This is a genomic window from Williamsia sp. 1138, from assembly GCF_002095435.2.
In the GTDB taxonomy this organism is placed as follows: Bacteria; Actinomycetota; Actinomycetes; order Mycobacteriales; family Mycobacteriaceae; genus Williamsia.
The window spans coordinates 42682-61507 of record NZ_MJEJ02000037.1 but is presented as its reverse complement, the minus strand read 5'-3'; the positions used below and the strand labels follow the sequence as shown (position 1 = coordinate 61507).

18 protein-coding genes are annotated in these 18826 nt (G+C 65.9%); 4 read left to right on the top strand and 14 right to left on the bottom strand.

The window, feature by feature from the left end; all coding sequences use genetic code 11:
- Positions 1-5: 5 nt before the first annotated feature.
- The 8 genes from BH683_RS09350 to BH683_RS09315 all read right to left on the bottom strand — a co-directional run bounded on the left by BH683_RS09350 (position 6) and on the right by BH683_RS09315 (position 8665).
- Positions 6-731, bottom strand: a complete 726-nt coding sequence (locus tag BH683_RS09350; RefSeq protein ID WP_084835976.1) for a glutamine amidotransferase — start codon at positions 729-731, stop codon at positions 6-8.
- A gap of 2 nt (positions 732-733) precedes the next feature.
- Positions 734-2002 carry a MurT ligase domain-containing protein gene (locus tag BH683_RS09345; RefSeq protein ID WP_084836056.1) on the bottom strand — a complete coding sequence of 423 codons (1269 nt, stop codon included), beginning with the start codon at positions 2000-2002 and terminating at the stop codon, positions 734-736.
- A 64-nt stretch (positions 2003-2066) separates the two neighbouring features.
- Positions 2067-2948, bottom strand: a complete 882-nt coding sequence (locus BH683_RS09340; protein WP_246833278.1) for an SDR family oxidoreductase — start codon at positions 2946-2948, stop codon at positions 2067-2069.
- Positions 2945-3877, bottom strand: coding sequence for an EamA family transporter (locus BH683_RS09335; protein WP_084835975.1), 933 nt, complete (start codon positions 3875-3877; stop codon positions 2945-2947). The genes BH683_RS09340 and BH683_RS09335 overlap by 4 nt, the downstream gene beginning before the upstream one ends.
- A gap of 80 nt (positions 3878-3957) precedes the next feature.
- Positions 3958-5640 (bottom strand): VWA domain-containing protein, encoded by a 1683-nt coding sequence (locus tag BH683_RS09330; protein ID WP_168187002.1) that lies wholly within the window; start codon positions 5638-5640, stop codon positions 3958-3960.
- A 50-nt stretch (positions 5641-5690) separates the two neighbouring features.
- On the bottom strand, positions 5691-7328 hold the full coding sequence (locus BH683_RS09325; RefSeq protein ID WP_084835973.1) for an MFS transporter: 1638 nt from the start codon (positions 7326-7328) through the stop codon (positions 5691-5693).
- A 59-nt stretch (positions 7329-7387) separates the two neighbouring features.
- Positions 7388-7981, bottom strand: a complete 594-nt coding sequence (locus tag BH683_RS09320) for a class I SAM-dependent methyltransferase (RefSeq protein ID WP_084835972.1) — start codon at positions 7979-7981, stop codon at positions 7388-7390.
- 66 nt (positions 7982-8047) lie between these two features.
- Positions 8048-8665, bottom strand: coding sequence for a TetR/AcrR family transcriptional regulator (locus tag BH683_RS09315; RefSeq protein WP_084835971.1), 618 nt, complete (start codon positions 8663-8665; stop codon positions 8048-8050).
- A 97-nt stretch (positions 8666-8762) separates the two neighbouring features.
- On the opposite strand from BH683_RS09315, the gene BH683_RS09310 reads away from it, so the two are divergent.
- Positions 8763-10085 carry a cytochrome P450 gene (locus BH683_RS09310; protein WP_084836054.1) on the top strand — a complete coding sequence of 441 codons (1323 nt, stop codon included), beginning with the start codon at positions 8763-8765 and terminating at the stop codon, positions 10083-10085.
- Between the two features lie 80 nt (positions 10086-10165).
- Positions 10166-11068 (top strand): LysR family transcriptional regulator, encoded by a 903-nt coding sequence (locus BH683_RS09305; RefSeq protein WP_084835970.1) that lies wholly within the window; start codon positions 10166-10168, stop codon positions 11066-11068.
- Positions 11069-11084: 16 nt separating this feature from the next.
- On the opposite strand, the gene BH683_RS09300 is transcribed toward BH683_RS09305, so the two are convergent.
- The 5 genes from BH683_RS09300 to BH683_RS09280 all read right to left on the bottom strand — a co-directional run bounded on the left by BH683_RS09300 (position 11085) and on the right by BH683_RS09280 (position 15977).
- Positions 11085-11348: a hypothetical protein gene (locus BH683_RS09300; protein ID WP_084835969.1), complete on the bottom strand. Its 264-nt coding sequence runs from the start codon at positions 11346-11348 to the stop codon at positions 11085-11087.
- Between the two features lie 98 nt (positions 11349-11446).
- A complete protein-coding gene (locus tag BH683_RS09295; protein ID WP_210405186.1) occupies positions 11447-11839 on the bottom strand; it encodes a thioesterase family protein in 393 nt (130 codons plus the stop codon).
- Positions 11840-11844: 5 nt separating this feature from the next.
- Positions 11845-13701, bottom strand: coding sequence for a 2-isopropylmalate synthase (leuA, locus tag BH683_RS09290; RefSeq protein ID WP_084835967.1), 1857 nt, complete (start codon positions 13699-13701; stop codon positions 11845-11847).
- A gap of 125 nt (positions 13702-13826) precedes the next feature.
- Positions 13827-14429, bottom strand: a complete 603-nt coding sequence (locus tag BH683_RS09285; RefSeq protein ID WP_308203581.1) for a nitroreductase family protein — start codon at positions 14427-14429, stop codon at positions 13827-13829.
- Between the two features lie 36 nt (positions 14430-14465).
- On the bottom strand, positions 14466-15977 hold the full coding sequence (locus BH683_RS09280; protein ID WP_084835966.1) for an MFS transporter: 1512 nt from the start codon (positions 15975-15977) through the stop codon (positions 14466-14468).
- A 121-nt stretch (positions 15978-16098) separates the two neighbouring features.
- Here BH683_RS09280 and BH683_RS09275 point away from each other — a divergent pair, with 121 nt between their 5' ends.
- Together BH683_RS09275 and BH683_RS09270 are read left to right on the top strand one after the other, a co-directional pair.
- Positions 16099-16797: a TetR/AcrR family transcriptional regulator gene (locus BH683_RS09275; RefSeq protein WP_084835965.1), complete on the top strand. Its 699-nt coding sequence runs from the start codon at positions 16099-16101 to the stop codon at positions 16795-16797.
- A 348-nt stretch (positions 16798-17145) separates the two neighbouring features.
- Positions 17146-17451 (top strand): hypothetical protein, encoded by a 306-nt coding sequence (locus BH683_RS09270; protein ID WP_143696023.1) that lies wholly within the window; start codon positions 17146-17148, stop codon positions 17449-17451.
- A 94-nt stretch (positions 17452-17545) separates the two neighbouring features.
- Here the strand turns inward: BH683_RS09270 and BH683_RS09265 are convergent, their stop codons facing one another.
- A complete protein-coding gene (locus BH683_RS09265) occupies positions 17546-18808 on the bottom strand; it encodes a hypothetical protein (protein WP_084835963.1) in 1263 nt (420 codons plus the stop codon).
- Between the last annotated feature and the right edge of the window lie 18 nt (positions 18809-18826).

The following is an 18826-nucleotide window of genomic DNA, read 5'->3' as shown; positions in this document are numbered from 1 at the left end:
GTCGCTCAGCCACGCCTCCCGGCGGCCAATCGCTCGCGCCGCAGCAGCTCGACCTCCGCAAGTGGCAGGGCATCCAGTTCGTCGACGCCCAGGGCGCGCGACAACAACAGGTCGGCCAGCTCGGGGTTACGGGCCAGCGCAGGCCCGTGCAGGTACGTGCCGATCACCGAGCCCTGGATGGCGCCTTCGATCTTCTCGCCGGCACCGTTGCCGACACCGTGTTTGACCCGCGCCAGCGGTCGCGCGTCGGACCCCAGAGTGGTTCCACCCCGATGGTTTTCGAAGCCGGTCAGTGGTTTGGTGAGGCCCGAGTCCAGGGCCGGCTCGGTGATCAGTTCGCCGATGCTGCGCTTGTCCTGCGGGACGGTGGTCAGGTCGAGCATCGAGATACCTTCGACCCGCTCACCGGCGGATGTCTCGTACCAGTGGCCGAGCACCTGGATCGCGGCGCAGATGGCGAGTACGGGCTTGCCGGCCTCGGCTGCGCGCTGCAGACCGGGATAGCGGGTCAGGTGCCGGGTGGCCAGGCGCTGGGCGTAGTCCTCGGCGCCGCCGAGGGTGTAGACGTCGAGGGACTCGGGCACGGGGTCGGTCAGGTTGATCGAGACGATCTCGGCGTCGATACCGCGCATGCGTGCGCGCTGGCGCAGGACGAGGGCGTTGCCGCCGTCACCGTAGGTGCCCATGACGTCGGGCAGGACGAGTCCGATGCGGAGCGTGGAATCAGACACCGTCAGACCCCTTTCTGGGCACGCGCGAGGGCCGTACCCAGGTCGCGGAAGGCCGTGTAGTTCGCCAGCACCTCGACGCGGCCGGGTGGGCACGATGCGATCGCGGCCATCGGGTCCGCGATGGTGGTGTGTTCGGCGCCGGCGTACAGCAACCGCACACCGAGATCGGTGGCACGTTCCCCGGCCGCGACGACCTGCATGCTCTCGAAGGCCTCGAACCGGACGTCCCACAGCCACGACAGATCCTCACCGTCGGGGACCTGACCGTTCACGGCGATCACCAGGCCGTCGGCGTCCTGATCGATCATGGCCATGGCTTCTTGCCAGCCCGCAGGGTTCTTCGCGAGCAGCATGCGGACCCGGTGTTGGCCGATCTGCTGAACGCTGTAGCGCCCGGCGACCTCGCCGACGGTGCCCACCGCGATGGTGGCCTTCGCCGGGTCGGCCCCCATGGCGACCGCCGCAGCTATCGCCTGGGTTGCGTTGCCGCGGTTGGCTTTGCCTGGCACCGCGAGCTCCATCGGATGACTGAATCCGTCGGGACCGTAGACGTGGGTGTCGTCGAACCACCAGACCGGCTCGGGACGTTTGAAGTCGGCTCCGGTGGAGTACCAGTGGTCACCGTCGCGCAGGATCGGTTCCCCCGACCGCGGGCAACTGACCGAATCCCCCGCCCAGCCGGCGCCGGCGGCCACCCAGATCGCATTCGGGGCATCGTAGGCCGCCGACGTGATGAGCACGTCGTCGCAGTTGGCGATGACAGCGGCCTGCGGATGCTTGTTGATGCCTTCGCGCAGCCGCCGTTCGATCATGTTGATCTCGCCGACGCGGTCGAGCTGGTCGCGCGAGAGATTCAGCAGCACGAACGCCTGCGGGTCGGTGGCGTCTGCGACGTGGGGCACGTGGAGTTCGTCGACCTCGAGTGCGGCGATCCTGGCCGGGCGATTCAACGACAGCGCGGCGACGATCCCGGCGTCCATGTTGGCGCCATCGGCCTGGCTCGCGACGTCGCCGAGCTGGGCGAGCGCGGCGGCCGTCATGCGGGTGGTCGTGGACTTGCCGTTGGTCCCGGTGATGATCACGGTCCGCTTGTTCCGGGCGAGTGTGCCGAGCAGGTGTGGATCGATCTTCAGTGCGACGAGGCCGCCGATCATCGACCCCTTGCCGCGACCCGTCTTCTGCGACGCCCAGCGGGCGCCGGCGGCGGCCCGCAGTGCGAGTCGGGCCCGGATCGGGAGTCGGCTGGAGCTCTTGCGGTCCTCGTCGGGCATGGCAGCGAGTTTGTCATAAGTCGGGGTGTGAGCCATGTCGGCACCGCTGCCGAGCTCTGCGGGCCTACCCCGACCTGCGCCCGAATCGCCAGAACCGGAGTAGATAGGCCGGCAGTCGCAGCAGCGGCACCGCCCGCGGCCAGTCGTCGGGCCGAAAGTATGCATCGGATCCACCATCGACGAAGATGACACTTCCACACAGGAAATCTGCCGCGTCCGAGAGCATGAAGACCGCCCAGTCCGCGAGTTTGTCCGGATCGCCGTATCCGCCGATCGGCACGGGGAAACGCTGAACGGCCTTGGACTCTGTCGGTGAGGCGAGTTGCTCTTCGAGCAGCGGCGTGAGGATCGCGCCCGGTGCCAGTGCATTGAGGCGGATACCGGCACCCGCCCAAGCCGGTGAGGTCGCGCGCCGGCGTACCCAGCGGCTCACCGCGATCTTGGATGCCGCATACGCCATGACCGGCCCCACGCGGCCGTGCAACCGCAGCGACGCGACGGCTCGGTCGCCGTTGCCGTCGAGTAGAGCCTTGATCGTTCGCCGCGGTACGGCGGGCACCGTGGTCGTGGAGTTGCTGGAGAAGACGACCACCTTCGCATCCCCCGAGGCGGCGAGGGCGTCGCGCCAGCCTCCGAGTAACTCGACCACACCAAAGAAATTGACCTCGACGATGAGTCGGGAGCGCTCTCTTCCTCCGCCGGGTCCGAGGCCGGCGGCAAGCACAGCGCCGGTGAGCGATCCCGCGGCGGCGGCCAGCACCGCCGCGACAGCACTTTCTCGGCCCGCGGGTGTCGACAGGTCGGCGATCACATCCGCGTCCCTCTGGTCGACCCCGATGACTCGATGGCCGGCCGCGGAGAGCTTCGCGGCGACCTCGTAACCCATTCCTGACGCCGAGCCGGTGACGACGTACACGCCCGGTGGTCCACTGTTGTCTGGAGTCATGGGCGCGATCCAATCAGTTTCGGTTCATCCGACGCGTCGTCGGGAGTAGTTTTCGCTCGCCTGGTGCTGAGCCCCGCGAAACAACCGAGGATCACCACGGCGCCACCGAACAGTTCCCAGCCGGTCGGTGTCTCGCCGAGAAACGCCCACGCCGCGGTGAGTCCGACGATCGGCACCAGCAAAGAGAACGGTGCAACTTTGGACGCCGGGTACCGGGACATCAGGTACGTCCACAGGCCCGATCCGACGATGGTGCCCAGCACCGCGACGTAGGTGAGTCCACCCAGCGCGACCAGCCCGGAATGCGATCCGACGCTCGACATCGCGTCCCACCCCGCTCGTGGACCCTCGACGGCCAGGCTCAACGCGTACAGCGGCAGCACCGGCACCACACACATCCACAGGGTCAGGTGTAGCGCGTTGTCCGGCTTGGCCAGCCGGGACCCGATGTTGCCGAATGCCCATCCCAACCCGGCGATCAGGGTGAGGAGAACGGGCAGCACGGCTGCGGTGGCGCCGTGCGCGGCGCGATCGATACCGATGATCGCCATGCCCCCGACTGCCACGGTGATGCCGATGATCTGCCGCGCACTGAGCTTCTCGCGGAGGAACACGACGCAGAGAATCACCGTGAACGGTGCCGACGACTGCAGAACCAGCGAGGCGAGCCCGGTGGGCATCCCGTTGTCCATGGCGAGAAAGAGGAATGCGAACTGGATTGTGCCGAAACCGATTCCGTAGAGCAGGAACCATTTGAGCGGAACCTTGGGTCGTGGGACGAACAGGATGACCGGGACCGCCATGACCGCAAACCGGAGGGCGGCGAAGAACAGCGGGGGAAAGTGTTCGAGGCCGGCGTGGATGGCCAGGAAGTTCAGGCCCCACAGCACCACCACGGTGAGGCCCAGCATCCGGTCGCGAGTGCTCATGGTTCATATCTATCCGGCCGAACAGTTCAGTTCAATCTAAATATATTGCAATCACAATGTAGCTGAGCTACACAGTGGGATCAGCGGTCGGCGGATTTGATGTTCCACACCTTCGTGACGCCGACAGCGGTCTTCTGATCGCCGGGTCCATACAGGGCGGTCCAGGTCGGAGTGCTGGTGTCGAGAGCTGACCGTCCGTTGGGTGCGAAGAGGTAATTGTCCTGACCGCACAGGTACATCACCCGCGTTCCGTCCGCCTCCGGCCCGCCGAAGCGAATCCCGTACCAACACACGGTGCCGTCGGCGATCTGGACGGCCAGCGGGTGTGGTGCAGGTATCGGCGTATCGGATGTCGACGCTGGGTTCGGCGTCGCGGGGTTGGACAAGAAGCGCAGCGCCTCGGGAGATGACTTCGAGTCGGGGCACAGGGAGCGACCACCCGCGAACGAGCACATGTAGATGATGTAGTCGGTCTGGTACTGCCCGCAGGTGAAGAGCCCGGGGTCCCCGAAGGTCGAGGCAGCCGACCTACACCCCCACGGTTTTGTCCCGGTGATGGCGGTGGCGGCGTACTCGGGAGTCAACGCGCCGTCGGCCTGGTACGGCCGGATGTCGACGACCTCGGTGCCGGCCGGCTTCGCTTGCGTGGCAGGGAGACACTTGCACAACCCGATGGCGGTGATTGCGACACCGTCGTCGTGGGTGATACGCCATGCGGTCCCTGCCGAGACATCGGCGGTGTAGAGGTTGGTCGACCCCTGCGTCGCCACGGCGTCGCCATAGAGATCGTCGGCTCTCGCGAGCGCATCGCCGATTCGCAATCCGTCGATGGTCTGAGCTCCCGGAACGATCGCTATCGATGCCAATCGGCCGTCGGCACCGAAGACGAATGTGCAACCGCCCCAGGCGATGGTGACCGTCCCATCTGCCGCCGCCCTCGCCGACGACAGCGGCGGGAAGTCGCCGTGCCGGTCCCGGATCGCCTCAGCGGTGCTGCCGAGCTCGATCCCGTCGACGCCCCGCGGCGACAACCGGGTTCGCGCGATATCAGGGTCCTGCGTCGCCAGCAGGCGCGCACTCAGTTGCTCGGCGTTGTCGGCGGTCACGAAGAGGCCGCCGGTCGCAGCGGCAACGCATTCGAGTTGATCGGAATCTGTTTTGAAACCGATTGTGGAGATCGACAATTCGGGATGGGTGCCGGCGATCTCGGCGGCGACGTCGCACGGCGGCGGCCCGCAGGTGTCCTCGCCGTCGCTGACCAACACGATCGCCGTCGGCTCCGTGGACGGCAACGCATCGGCTGCTTGCCGGAGAGCATTACCGATCGGCGTGAAGCCCAGGGCAGCAATCGAACTCAGTGAATGCTCGGTCGCCGACCGGTCCAGGGGGCCGAGTTCGCGCAAGACTGTGATGTCGAGACAGCCGGGTGCCAGATTCTCTGGGGTCACCGCGACACTGCTCCCGTAGACCATCACGCCGAGTTGTGCGTCCGACGGCAACTCTTCGAGCAATGATCCGACGGCTTCGCGCGCCGCCTCCACGCGCGGACCCGGCGCGTCGGCGGTCCTCATCGATTCGGAGAAGTCGACCACGAGCATCGTCGGAACAGACCGTGGCGCAGGCGAAGTGCTCACCGCACTCGGCGCCCGCGCGTCTCCGCCCACCACCGAGGTGCATGCCGTCGCCACCACGACGAGGGCGAGGAGCATCACCAAGGCCGCGCCGGCTCGACGTCCACACGAGGTGATGTCCGTCCTGCTCATCGTCGGAGCGTATGTGATCACCACTGCTCGCGGTGTCATACGAACGTGCTCTACATCGACGCCTCTGCCGTCGCGACCGGCGTGCCGGTCGGCGTACGGGGGATACGTCCGGTCGCGAACAGCGCCGCGATGGCCAGCAATCCGGCGAGTGCGAACGCTGTCCGCAACGCTTTCAGCCGGGCATCGGAGTTCACGTCGACAACCGCTGTCGCGGTCTCAGCAGGAACCCCGGCCTCGTCCAGGGCTTTCTGCAGCTGGGTGTCCGACAAGAACGGCACACCCGACGCGAGTTCGGTGGTTGCCCGCTCGGCAACAGTTGCCGGGACGCTCGGGTTGTCCGCCAGACCGGCGACGGCCGTGGTGGTGAGCGTTGCGATGAGGATGGAGCCGATCAGCGCCGTGCCCAGGGACGCACCGAGGTTGGTGGCCGTGTTCTGCAGCCCGCCGACTTCGGCGCTCTGCGAGTCCGGAACCGCGGACACCGTCACCGCGCCCAGTTGCGAGGACAGCGCGCCGAGTCCGAATCCCATGAAGAGCATGGGGATCATGACCACACCGGCGTTGGCACCTGGGTCCATACCCGCGACCAGGATCAGGATGCCGACGATCATCGACGTCAACCCGATACGGATGACCCGGCGCGGGTTGGCTTGTGGCCTGAGCTTCGGGATCCCGATGGCCGCGAGGATCAGCGCGATCGACAGCGGCAGGATCCGGAGTCCGGTCTGCAGGGCGGTCAACTCGAGTACGACCGAGAGGAACAGCGGCACCGCGAAGAACACGCCTGCCTGAACAAGGAACTGGGCGAAGAACATCGACAGGCCACCGGTCAGCTGCCGATTGCGGAACATTGCCGGATCGATCAGTGGGTCGCCGCCGGTCTCGGCGAGGTGGGTCTCCCATCGCAGGAAGCCGTAGATGACCAGGAGGCCGCCCATGAGCAGCCAGACGACCGGTGACACGCCGGCCAGTTCCGTTCCGCCAGGCTTGGCCTGCACCCAGCCCCACTCGCTCGATCGCAGGACCCCGTAGACGAACATCCCCAGACCGATCACGGACAGTGCCGAACCGACCACGTCGAGTCGGATGCTGACCGGCGGCACGTCGTTGATCTTGCGCATCACCAACAGGATTGCGACGACGAGCACCACCTCGCCGACGAAGACGTACCGCCAGGAGGCGAAGGTCGTGACCGCCCCGCCGAGCAGCGGCCCCACCGCCACGGCCATCGCCCCGGCGGCGGCCACCAGCCCATACGCGCCGGCGCGGCGGTCGGGTGGAAAGTTGGCGGCCACCAACGCAACGATCGCGGGCATGATGAGCGCTGCGCCGATCCCCTCGAGCAGCGACCACCCGATCAGGAGGACCGTCAGGTTGGGTGCGATGGCGGTGACAGTCGAACCCACGCCGTAGATCACCAGGCCGATCGCGAAGGCACGGCGCCGGCCGAGCATGGTGCCGATCTTGCTGCCCGTGATCATCAGGCTCGCCATCACAAGGGTGTACATCGTGATGGCGGTCTGGATACCCGTGATCGTCGTACCGATATCGTCGGCCACGGTCGCCATCGAGACGTTCATGACCGAACTGTCGAGGGTCATCAGGAACTGCCCTGATGCCAGCACTGCCAGGACTAGCCCCGAACCTGTTTTCGTCGCCACCGCAGGAGCCCCTTTTCGACTGGTCAGGCGACCTTAGCCTCGTTTGATCAGGGTTTTCTCACCCGACTCGGATGATCCTGCCCGTGTCAGGACAGCCGAACCGCCAGTAGGACGGTGTCGTGGGTGTGATGCGCGCCCTCGGGCGGGGCTGTGGTGCGGACCTGCGTCCGATCGATGTCGATGCGCCAGTCGTCGCCGAGGAGCTCGGCGATGTCATGGGGCTCGTAGAAGTCGTGCGGGTCGAGGTCATGCCAGTGCTCCGGATCGTCCGGGATCTCGTGAAAGACCGAGAGCAGGGTGCCGCCGACGGCCACCGCGTCGATGATCCCGCGTACGGCGAGGTCATCGGGGGTCTTGAGGATGGTGAAGTACTGCAGGGACACGAGGTCGAAAGCGCGCGACGGTGGCGGGGTGACGACCACATCGGCCTGTTGCCAGACGATGGCGGGTTCGTCTCCCAGGGCGCGGGCTCGGTCGATCGCAACCGGCGAGATGTCGACAGCGGTCACCTGCCAACCGCGGCCGGCGAGCCAGCGCGCATCTGCCCCTTCGCCGCAACCGAGGTCGAGGGCTCGCCCCGGCGTCAGAGTGGTCGCGTGTTCGAGCAGCACCGGGTTCGGGTTGTTGCTCCAGATCTGCTCGGTTTCGAGGTAACGCTCATCCCAGAATTTTTGGTCCATGTGCAGAGAATGGCCGGAGCGACCCGAGGGTGGCAAAATACCGTGCTGAAACGGCAAGAAGCCCGTTCAGCGCGGAAGAAGCAGGGCGACGCACGCGTCGACCATCGTCTCCGTCGTATCTGACACCGGCTGTCCGTCTTCGACTGCAACGGCAGTCAATTCGCGTAGGCCGCCCAGCATCAGCAGCGCCAGCGACCGCGAGATCGTCGAGATGCCCGCGGCGTGCATCCGGTCGGTGCCGGTCAGCGCGATCAAGGTTTGGATGAAATCTTCCATCGCCTGTCGCTGCACCGGCCGCGCAGTCGGGCCCAGCGCGGGGAGCTCGCGAATCCAGCTCAGGGTGAGGGCGGGCCGCGCCTCGATCGATCGGACGTAGGCCTCGACGGCCTGCCGGATCTGGGTTCGCCACGGGGCCTCGGGATCGACCGCTGCGACGATGTCGTCGATCATGTCGGTGTTGGCGGTGTGGAGAAGCTCGATGAAGCACTCCTCTTTGGTCCCGAACTCCTGATAGAAGGTGCGGCGGGAGGTGCGGGCCTCTCTGACGATGTCGGAAACGGTTGTCGCCCGGTATCCGCGTTCTTCGATCGAGACTCCCAGGGCGTTGAGCAAGCGTGCGCGATGAGATGGTTCGGCGTCCTCGTCGGGATGCGAACCTGCACGGGCGGTCGGCGCGGAAGTCATCACGTACCAGGTTACGGGCCCTTGTCCACCGGTGGTACTTGGGCGTACCGTCACGTGGTACGACGAAGTACCAGTCCGGGGCGAGGAGTTCATCGGTATGTGCGCAGTGCATCACGCAGCATCGGACGTTGTCGAGACAGACGTGCCGCCGGGGCCGAGATTGCCCCGTGCGGTCCAGGGCATCGCATTCGTCGCCGCTCGACGGCAGACGATGGCGGCGCTCTCACGTCGGTACGGACCGGTCTTCTCGCTCGACGTGCCGGTGTTCGGCCGAACTGTCGCGGTCTCCGATCCGAAGCTGGCAAAGCAGGTGTTCACCACTCCCGCAGGCGTGCTGAGCAATGTGCAGCCCAACCTCGGCCGCATCCTCGGCGAGCGGTCGATGTTCTCGCTCGAAGGAGACGAGCACCGCAGGCGGCGGAGGTTGCTGACCCCGCCTCTGCACGGCAAGAGCGTGAAGAGTTACGAGCGCATCATCGAGGAAGAAGTCTTGCGGGAGACCGCCTCGTGGCCGCAGGGGCGCGAGTTCGAGAGCCTGGATCCGATGATGCGGATCACGCTCAACGCGATCCTGCGGGCAGTGTTCGGTGCCGATGGGGCACAACTCGATTCGCTACGGCGGCTCATACCGCCCATGGTGGAGCTCGGCTCTCGCCTCGCCACGCTGCCGAACCTGCCCACACGCCTGGGAAAGCTGAACCCCTGGGAGCGTTTCCTGGCGCGCCGCGGGGAGTACGACGCCGTCATCGCCGAACTCGTCGCCACCGCGAAGGATGAGCCGAACCTGGAGTCGCGCACCGACATCGTGGCCCTGATGCTGCGGAGTACCTACGACGACGGCACCTCGATGACCACCAGCGAGATCGCCGACGAGCTGCTGACCCTGCTGGCCGCCGGTCACGAGACGACAGCGACCACACTCGCGTGGGCCTTCGAACGGTTGCGCCGACATCCCCAGGTCCTGGCCGACCTCGTTCGAGAAGTCGACGACGGTGGAGATGAATTGCGCCAGGCCACAATTCTGGAAGTGCAACGCAGTCGCCCGGTGATCGATCTCGCGGGCCGAACCGTGCAGGCGCCGGTGTTCGAGCTCGGGCCGTGGCGCATTCCCCGGGGCTACACCGTCCTCGTGAGTATCTCGTTGCTGCACGATGACAGCGCCGAGTTCCGCGATCCCGAACGTTTCGACCCGACGCGTTTTCTGGGGTCGAAACCGTCCGGATCCTGGGTTCCGTTCGGTGGCGGGACGCGCCGCTGCATCGGCGCGGCGTTCGCGAACATGGAGATGGACGTGGCTCTGCGCACGATCTTGCAGACATTCGAGGTGATCCCGACCGACGCGTCGGGTGAACGGTGGCACAGCCGTGGGGTGGCCTATTCGCCGAGGCGCAAGGGCCGACTGGTCGTTCGCCGACGATGACTCCTTCGAAGGCCGCCGCTCGAATCATGTGGATCAAGTAGTGCTGAACGGTCGAGGTCGAACTCTGTAGCCTTACTTCAATGGACCTGCAGCGACTCCGCATCCTCCGGGAGTTCGCCGACCGCGGGACGGTGGGTGGTGTCGCGGGGGCGATGAACATGACGCCGTCTGCGGTGTCGCAGCAACTGAAGGTGCTCAGCCGTGAGGCAGGGATCGCATTGCTGGAACAGGACGGTCGTCGGGTCCGACTCACCGATGCCGGTCGGGCGCTCGTGCTGCGCGCCGACGAGGTGATTGCCGCCGTCGCGCGGGCGGACTCGGAGATGGCGTCCTATCGCGACGACGTGGTGGGGTCGGTGCGGCTTGCGATGTTCCCGTCAGGCGCTGCCGTGTTGCTGCCTGGCGTGCTGGATCGTATGAGCAACTTGGGTATTCGGTTGGTGGTGTCCGACGAGGACGTCAAGTACTCGGACGCCCCGGCGCTGTTGGCGGACTTCGACGTGGTGCTCACACATCGCGACGAGAGGGCTCCGCAAGTGGTGGATGCCCGGGTGTCGGTGACCACGGTGATGCGTGAACCGATCGATCTGGTGGTCGGGGCCGCGCATCGGCTGGTCGGACGCACCGAGGTCACGCTCGGTGAACTGGAGGACGAGGACTGGATCAGCGTGCGTGGTGGATTCCCCGTGGACGACGTCCTGCTGTCGCTGGCTGCGGTGACCGGTGTGCAGCCCCGGGTCGCCTACCGCATCAACGATTTTCGGGCGATCGAGGCGATGGTGGCCCGCAACCACGGGATCGCTCTGATGCCGCGGTTCTCTGTGCGCGACCCCGACGTCCACCGCCTCGTACTCACAGGGGTCCGCGCTGCCCGGGTGTACGAGGGGCTGAGCCGGCCTGGGGCCACGGAGCGGGCATCGGTACGACAGTTGCTCAGCGAGCTGATCTCCGAATCATCCGTGGTCGACGCGGCGGCCGAGTGAACGGTCGCCGGGGTGACTACCGGGTCTGTCGGGCGATGCTCCCGAAGACCGACGGGTAGCGAGCATGTAGCGCGTCGATCTGCCGGCGCACCTCGTAGAGTTCGCGGCGCTGTGCGTGACCGATGCTGTCAGACGTTCTGCGGGCGGCGATGTCCTGCTCGATCTTGGTCGCCCACGCCTCGAGTTGGTCGACGAAATACTTGGCCTGAATGGCGTTGGAATCGGGACGCATTCCCGTCGGGGCCCCGGCCGACAGGGTGTTGGTCAGTTGACGCTTCACGTGATGATTCTAGTTCAGCTCACCCGAGGACACGTTCTGGCGGAGCCTGGGGGAGTGGACTGAATGGACACATATATGTGTGCGTTGTGACCTCGGACTCAGCGAGTGTCGTTTTCCGGCAGGAGAACTTGTCTTATGGTGTCCGGTATCGGTTGGGGCGCACCTGCGTCATCGGCGTAGACGTAGACCGTGTCGACGGTGCAGCACGACCGTTCGCCCACCCTCAACTCGAACTGAATGCTGACGCTGGTGCGGCCCAGACCGGCGACCGATACGAAGACGTCGATCGTGTCGCCCCAGCGCGCCGGAGCATGCCAGGTGAGAGTAGAGGTCTTGAGTCGGACGAGCTGGGCGAACTCGAGTATGTGGTGCTGCGCGCAGAATGCGCCCATGGCTTCATCGCAGTAGAGCAGATAGTGGGCGTTAAAGACCACACCCTGCTGGTCGGCCTCGGCATAGCGAACCTCGGCCGACCAGCAGGGTGGTGTCACGCGAATCAGGGCGCCCAGGTGCGTGGTGCCTGCTCACCGGAGTCCGGGACGACGCCTCCGGAGGCGACCTTCGTGGCGCGGTTCACGGCCGAGACGACCGCGCGCAACGACGCCGTCGTGATGGAGGGCGCGATGCCGCAACCCCATACGGTTTCGCCGCCCACCTGAACCTCGACGTACGCTGCTGCATTCGCGTCTCCACCAGAGGTGAGTGCGTGTTCGGCGTAGTCGAGCACCTGGACCTCGTAGCCGACGGTGGAGAGAGCATCGACGAACGCGGCCAACGGTCCGTTGCCCGACCCGTAGATCTCTTTCTCCACGCCGTCGACCTTGACGGTTGCGGTGATGCGATCTTCGCCGCCGTCTTCCTCTGCGGCATCGACCTTCTGCTTCATCCGCTCGAGCGGGATCAGTGGATGCAGGTACTCGTCCGCGAAGACGTCCCACATCTCCTTCGGAGACACCTCGCCGCCTTCGCCGTCGGTGATCTTCTGGATCTCGCGACTGAACTCGATCTGCAGTCGGCGGGGGAGTGCCAGGCCATGGTCGGCCTTCATGATGTATGCGACGCCGCCCTTCCCGGACTGGCTGTTGACCCGGATCACCGCTTCGTAGTTGCGGCCGACGTCCTTGGGGTCGATCGGCAGGTACGGAACCTGCCAGAGGATGTCGTCGATATCCGCTTCGGCGTTGTCTGCGTCGATCTTCATCTGATCGAGGCCCTTGTTGATCGCATCCTGATGGCTGCCGGAGAAGGCGGTGTAGACCAGGTCGCCGCCATAGGGATGGCGTTCATGCACACCGAGCTGGTTGCAGTACTCCACCGTGCGGCGGATCTCGTCGATGTCGGAGAACGTGATCTGCGGATCCACGCCGCGGCTGAACAGATTCATCCCCAAGGTCACCAGGCAGACATTGCCGGTCCGCTCGCCGTTGCCGAATAGACAGCCCTCGATGCGGTCGGCGCCCGCCTGGTAGCCCAATTCGGCTGCAGCGACGGCGGTTCCGCGGTCATTGTGGGGGTGCAGACTCAGGATGACCGAGTCGCGGCGGGCGAGATTGCGGTGCATCCACTCGATCGAATCGGCGTAGACGTTCGGCGTCGCCATCTCGACCGTGGCGGGCAGGTTCAGGATGATCGGGTTCTGCGGCGTCGGCTCGATGATCTCGCTGACCGCGTCGCACACCTCCTTGGCGAAGCTGAGCTCGGTCCCGGTGTACGACTCGGGGGAGTACTCGTAGCGCCAGTTGGTGTCCGGGTACTTGACCTCTTCCGACCGCATCTTGTGTGCGGCATCGGTCGCGATCTTCTTGATCGCGGCCTTGTCGGCGCGGAACACCACGCGTCGCTGCAGGACGGACGTCGAATTATAGAAGTGCACAATCACATTGGCGGCACCACGGCAGGCGTCGAAGGTGCGCTCGATGAGCTCGTCGCGACACTGGGTCAGCACCTGGATCGTGACGTCGGACGGGATGGCGCCGTCTTCGATGATCTCGCGGACGAAGTCGTAGTCGGTCTGGCTCGCCGACGGGAATCCGACCTCGATCTCCTTGTAGCCCATCCTGACCAGGAGGTCGAACATGCGGCGCTTACGGGCCGGGCTCATCGGGTCGATCAGGGCCTGGTTGCCGTCGCGAAGGTCGACGGCGCACCACATCGGCGCGCGGTCGATGGTCTTGTCGGGCCAGGTGCGGTCCGGAACGGCGACGTTCTCGACCTCGTCGGCGAACTGGCGGTAACGATGCGACGGCATCGCGGAATTGCGCTGGGGGTTCCACGACGGCTGGCCGTCGGGAATGGGTCCGGCCGGTTCGTTGATTCGGCTGGCACTCGAGGTGAAGGCATCTGCGGCAGGCATGGGGGTCAAACTCTCCGGTTGTGGGGCAAGAGACCGGCGCGTCACAAAACCCGCGACGGGAAGCCGGTCTGGATCAGACCCCGCCGCGGCAGAGGAGAAGGAGCACGCGCTGCATTTTTTGGACTCTACTCCGCAACCTCGGGAAGTCCAAAGGTGCCCCCAGAACTGAATGGGGCACCCCAGCTGTCTGCATAGGTGATCTCGGCGAGCGGCAGTCGGGTCCGAGGGCGACGGTCACGCTCGGCGATGTCGGGGTCGACGGTGAGCGCGTCGGCGATCCGCCCGATCGCCAGGATCAGCAGCGGTCGCATGCCCGCGGGGATGGTGAACCGGTCGGTCAGCGCGTCGGACCGGAATCCGCCGAGCGGGTGCGCGTTCAAGCCCTCGGCCTGGGCCTGGATGATCATCTGACCGGCAGCCAGGCCGACATCGATGGCGCCGTAGTCGTGCATCTTCGGCTCGTCGGGTTGGTCTGTCGTGCACAGCACGATCACAGCCGCGGCTGCCGGTACCCACGACTGATTGCCTCGTTTGAGGCCGTCGACGATTCCGGTGAACGTCACATCTCCGCGAAGCCCGACGATGAAACGCACCGGTTGCACGCCGCCGCCGGTGGGAGCCCAACGACCCGCTTCGAGGATCGCTTCGAGTGCGGTCGGCGCGATCTCGGCGGCCGGATCGTAGCCGCGGGCACTCCACCGGCCGGCGAGCAACGGGTGCAGGGTCATGGCAGGCAACTCCTTGTGAGAGAGCCGATCCGGCTCCTAGAAGGTGGCCGGAGACTCACGGCGCAGAACCACTGCGACCGTGAACGCGACCGCCACCAAGAGTGCCACGCTGACTGCGGATGTGACGTGTAGGCCGTCGACGAATGCGGTACGTGCCGCCTCCGCCATTGCACTCTGAGCGCTCGGGTCCAGAGATTCCGCGTGGGTCAGTGTCTCGGACAGCGTGTCGCTGACACCGGCGTCGGCGCCGTTCTGCCGGAACACCATCGTCGCCACCGAGCCGAGCACCGCGAGCCCGAAAGCGGTCCCCAACTCGAAGCTGGTCTCGGAGATACCTGCCGCCGCGCCACTGCGCTCCACCGGAACGGAGGAGACCGCGACGTCGGAGACGAGCGAGAAGATCACGCCGTAACCGATGCCGGCGACCGTGGAGCTGATCAGGTAGACCAGCACACCATTCGAGACGCCGAGGCCCAGCATTCCCGCGTTGCCTGCGGCGGCCGCCAAGATCGCCAGGACGAAAGCCCACCGGACCGAGACGAACCGGGCGATACGCGATGCACTCATCGAGAAGATCGCCACCGCGATGGCCATGGGGATACCGAGGACCGCGGCGGTCAGTACGTCACGACCGAGCACCGACTGGAGATAGATGCCTGCGAGGTAGCTCAGCGAGGCCAGGGTCATCATGCCGGTCAGCGCGCTGCCGATCGCGACCGAGAAGCCCGCGTTCTTGAAGAGCTTCAATTCGAGGAGCGGGTGCGCGGTCCTGCGCTCGTGCCGGATGAACAGCCACATGCCGATCATGCCGATCGCGGCGAAGACTGCCGTGGTGGTGTCGAGGCCTTCGGCCGCGCCGTGTTTGATCGCGTACACCAACGGCAGGATGCCGACCAGAGACAAGACGATCCCGAGGATGTCGAACGGGTCGGAGGTGCCGGATCGGTACTCCGGGACGAGCCGGGGGGCGAACACCAGGAGGATGAGCAGCACCGGAACGTTGATCAAGAACACCGAGCCCCACCAGAAGTGGTGCAGCAGAACGCCGCCGATGACCGGGCCCAGGGCCGACCCGCCGGCGAACGCGGCAGTCCACACGCCGATGGCCTTTGCGCGGGCGACGGGTTCGGTGAACATGTTGCTGATGAGCGACAGGCTCGACGGCAGCAGGGTTGCCCCACCGATACCCATGATCGCGCGAGCCGCGATGAGCGAGGTGGCGTCGGGCGCAAACGCGGCGATCGCCGATGCGATGCCGAAGAGGGTGGCGCCGACCAGCAGCAACTTGCGCCTGCCGAAGCGGTCACCGAGGTTGCCCATGGTGATCAGCAGGCCGGCGATGAGGAAGCCGTAGATGTCGACGATCCAGAGTTGCTGGGTTGCCGATGGCAACAACTCGGCGCTCAGTGTCGGGATGGCGAGGTAGAGGACAGAGAAGTCCATGGAGACCAGGAACACCGGGAGGGTGAGGACGGCCAGTCCCATCCAGACCCGTCGGTCCGGGCGGCTGATCTTCGCCTCGGCTCGCGGGTTGGTCGGGCGGTCCATGATGCTCACTTCAGATCTCCTGCTTCTTCCTTGTTGGGTACAACGTACGCATATGGGTACGTTGTACGCAAAGCCTTTATTCCGCGGGTGGCAGGACAATGGGCGAGTGAAGGAGGTCCAGATGAGTGCCGTAGATGCTGACTCGGGCGCAGAGAGTCCCAAACTCACCCGTGCCGCCGTGGTCAGTGCCGCGATCGAACTGGCCGACGCCGACGGGTTCGGCGCGGTCACCATGCGCAAGATCGCGGACCGCCTCGGGGTGGGGACGATGTCGCTGTATCGGCACGTTTCCGACAAGGATGCCCTGCTCAGGGCCATGTCGAACGAGATCGGCGTGCGCTTTCCGTACCCGCCGCCAGGGGAGGCCAACTGGCGAGAGCGGGCGATGATCGCCGCCGAGGTCGACTGGGGTCTGTACCAACGACACCCGTGGGTGCTGCTGGCGTTCGCATCGCCGCGCACCAGCATGGGGCCGCAGAGTCTGAACTGTCTCGACTGGCTCGTCGAAGCGTTCTTGGAGTTGAAGGTCACCACCGCCGAAGCGACCGAGATGGCGCTGACGCTGTGGAACCACATCGCGGGTTGCGTCCTGACGACGGTCGCCGAGCGTCTGCTGCTCGACCGGGCCGACGATGACGACGAAGGACAGAGCGGGCTGACGCACCTGCTGGCCGGACATCCCGAGGCCTCTCCGCCGCCCCATCTCGCCGAACTCGTCGGGACGGGCAACCCGCAGTTGCACGATCCGCGCTACTTGCTGAACCAGGGCGTCGAGGCATTGTGCGACGGTTTCGAGGCCCGCGCCACGCGCCGGCGCTGAGTGGCGTGAGTCCTGCACGCGCCTCACCGGCTGTGTTCTTGGCTCGCTTCGCTCGCGGGGCAGGCGGCCGTCATCGCGTCGTCTTCCTTCCTCCTCGCATCGCTTCGCTCGCTCCTCGTCTGTCCAGACGACGCGGGCCGCCTGCCGGGCGGGCGAGTTCGCCTTGCTCACCGCTCCCAGGTGGGTTCCGTCGACCGGGCCGATATCGCCGTTGATCGGGCCGATTCTGCCGTTGACAGTGCCAAAGCCAGGCGTCCCCGGTCGGGTCCACGTTCAAAGGTGGGCGCCGTTCATCGGTTGACAGCCGACGAGCCTTTCTGAACCATCGGCCTCGGGGGTGGGGACAACATGGTCGATGGTCTACGGCAACGGTGGGTGTCAGGCCTGCTCGCGCTGGTGCAATTCGTCGTGGGAATACCGCTCGGCTGGTTTCTCGGCCTCGGCTTGACGGCTGTCAGCCCGAAAGTCCTGGTCCTTCTCTTGAGCGCCGCGGTGGGCACCGGAGCAGTCCTGTCGGCCACAGTGGCAGCATTCTTCTTCCGATGGCGAGCGAACTGGCTGCTGGCCGGGATGTCGATCGGGATATCGGTTGCGCTCTGGTTCATCTGGTTTGTGCTGATCCCCTTCGGACAGTCGATGACTGATTTCGATTGACGGATCGGCTGCTGATTCAAGAGGACCCCGTTCGCCGTCTGGATCGGCACGTTCGCCGACAAGAAGGGCACGTTCGGCGTTGTGGAGGGCTTGATCACATGGCGTGGGGATAGACCGTCAGCATGTGGGCGCCGAACCACGAGCTGAACGTGATCACGACGAGAGATGCGATCACCTGTGTTGACATCGAGCGCTTGGCCAACCCGATCGCGATCGGGATGAGCAGGACGAAGGCGGGCAGCAACAGTCGCGGCCTACTCATCATCAGACCACTCGACGCCACGATGGACACCACCACCAATGCGCCGTATACCGACACCGGCCACGGCACCCGTTCTGCGAAGCTGAACAGCGCCAAACCGATGGTCAGCACGATGATCCACGCCGTGGCGACGGGCGCGATCTCCGATGAATTGACCAGCGCGTAGTTGACGAATTCCCAGGCGGCTTTGCCATAGTCGACGCCGGTGTTCCAGCCCTCGGTCTGGATCCGGAACCACCCCAGCGGCTCTCCGGTCTTGTGCCACACAACTGCCAGGTATCCGAGATAACCGAGCGGGCTGAGAACAATCGCTGTCCACGCCCGCCATCCGTCGCGACGGTTCAGCAGTGCGGCGAGTATCACCACGGCGATCAGCACGACGGCTGTCGGGCGAGACAGTCCGGACAGCAACGCGCACCCGCCGGCCAGCAGCCATCGGTGCTCGAGCACCCCGACCAGTGCCCACGCGGCCAGCGCGCAGAACAGGGCCTCGGTGTAGGCCATGGACAGCACTATGCCCATGGGCGCCGCGGCGAACAGCACCGCGAGCAGTAGGCCGGCCCGTCGTGGGTCGGCACGCCCAGCCGGTGGTGTCGGTTCGGATCCGTCCGATTCTTCGGCGAACCATCCGCTGATGCGGGCAGGCATCCAGCGCGTCGGCGTGGCGCGGTTCTGCATCTGCGTACAGCACAGCGCGCCGATGCGGGCCACGCCCACGGCTGCGAGTGACCCGAGCACCACGTTGACTGTCAGCGCGGCTCCGAACGGGCTGAACCCGGGGATCTTGTCGACGGCGCCGGCGAGCAGTGGGTAGCCGGGAAAGAACGCGTACGGGGTGTCGGAGTCACGCATGCCCTGGGCGTCGGTCTGGGTCAGCGGAACCCCGCCGTACCCGTGTTCGGCGATGGCCAGCATCCACTTGCCGTCCCAGGCCGAGAGGGCGGATCCGAGGCTGCCGCCACGCAGCTGGGTGAATCGCTCCAGTGCGAGCATTCCGATCAATCGGATGACGAGGAACACCGCGATCGGTTCGATCCAGTCACGCCGTTGGTACAGCCGATCGCTGATGGTGTCGATTGTCGCTCGGCGCAGCACGTGAGCGATCCTAGTGCC

Bases quoted from the DNA above. Each gene is read 5' to 3' on its own strand.
- BH683_RS09345 (WP_084836056.1), bottom strand. From the start codon at position 2,002: ATGCCCGACGAGGACCGCAAGAGCTCCAGCCGACTCCCGATCCGGGCC.
- BH683_RS09340 (WP_246833278.1), bottom strand. From the start codon at position 2,948: ATGACTCCAGACAACAGTGGACCACCGGGCGTGTACGTCGTCACCGGC.
- BH683_RS09335 (WP_084835975.1), bottom strand. From the start codon at position 3,877: ATGAGCACTCGCGACCGGATGCTGGGCCTCACCGTGGTGGTGCTGTGG.
- BH683_RS09330 (WP_168187002.1), bottom strand. From the start codon at position 5,640: ATGAGCAGGACGGACATCACCTCGTGTGGACGTCGAGCCGGCGCGGCC.
- BH683_RS09320 (WP_084835972.1), bottom strand. From the start codon at position 7,981: ATGGACCAAAAATTCTGGGATGAGCGTTACCTCGAAACCGAGCAGATC.
- BH683_RS09315 (WP_084835971.1), bottom strand. From the start codon at position 8,665: ATGACTTCCGCGCCGACCGCCCGTGCAGGTTCGCATCCCGACGAGGAC.
- BH683_RS09310 (WP_084836054.1), top strand. From the start codon at position 8,763: ATGTGCGCAGTGCATCACGCAGCATCGGACGTTGTCGAGACAGACGTG.
- BH683_RS09305 (WP_084835970.1), top strand. From the start codon at position 10,166: ATGGACCTGCAGCGACTCCGCATCCTCCGGGAGTTCGCCGACCGCGGG.
- leuA (WP_084835967.1), bottom strand. From the start codon at position 13,701: ATGCCTGCCGCAGATGCCTTCACCTCGAGTGCCAGCCGAATCAACGAA.
- BH683_RS09285 (WP_308203581.1), bottom strand. From the start codon at position 14,429: ATGACCCTGCACCCGTTGCTCGCCGGCCGGTGGAGTGCCCGCGGCTAC.
- BH683_RS09280 (WP_084835966.1), bottom strand. From the start codon at position 15,977: ATGGACCGCCCGACCAACCCGCGAGCCGAGGCGAAGATCAGCCGCCCG.
- BH683_RS09275 (WP_084835965.1), top strand. From the start codon at position 16,099: ATGAGTGCCGTAGATGCTGACTCGGGCGCAGAGAGTCCCAAACTCACC.
- BH683_RS09270 (WP_143696023.1), top strand. From the start codon at position 17,146: ATGGTCGATGGTCTACGGCAACGGTGGGTGTCAGGCCTGCTCGCGCTG.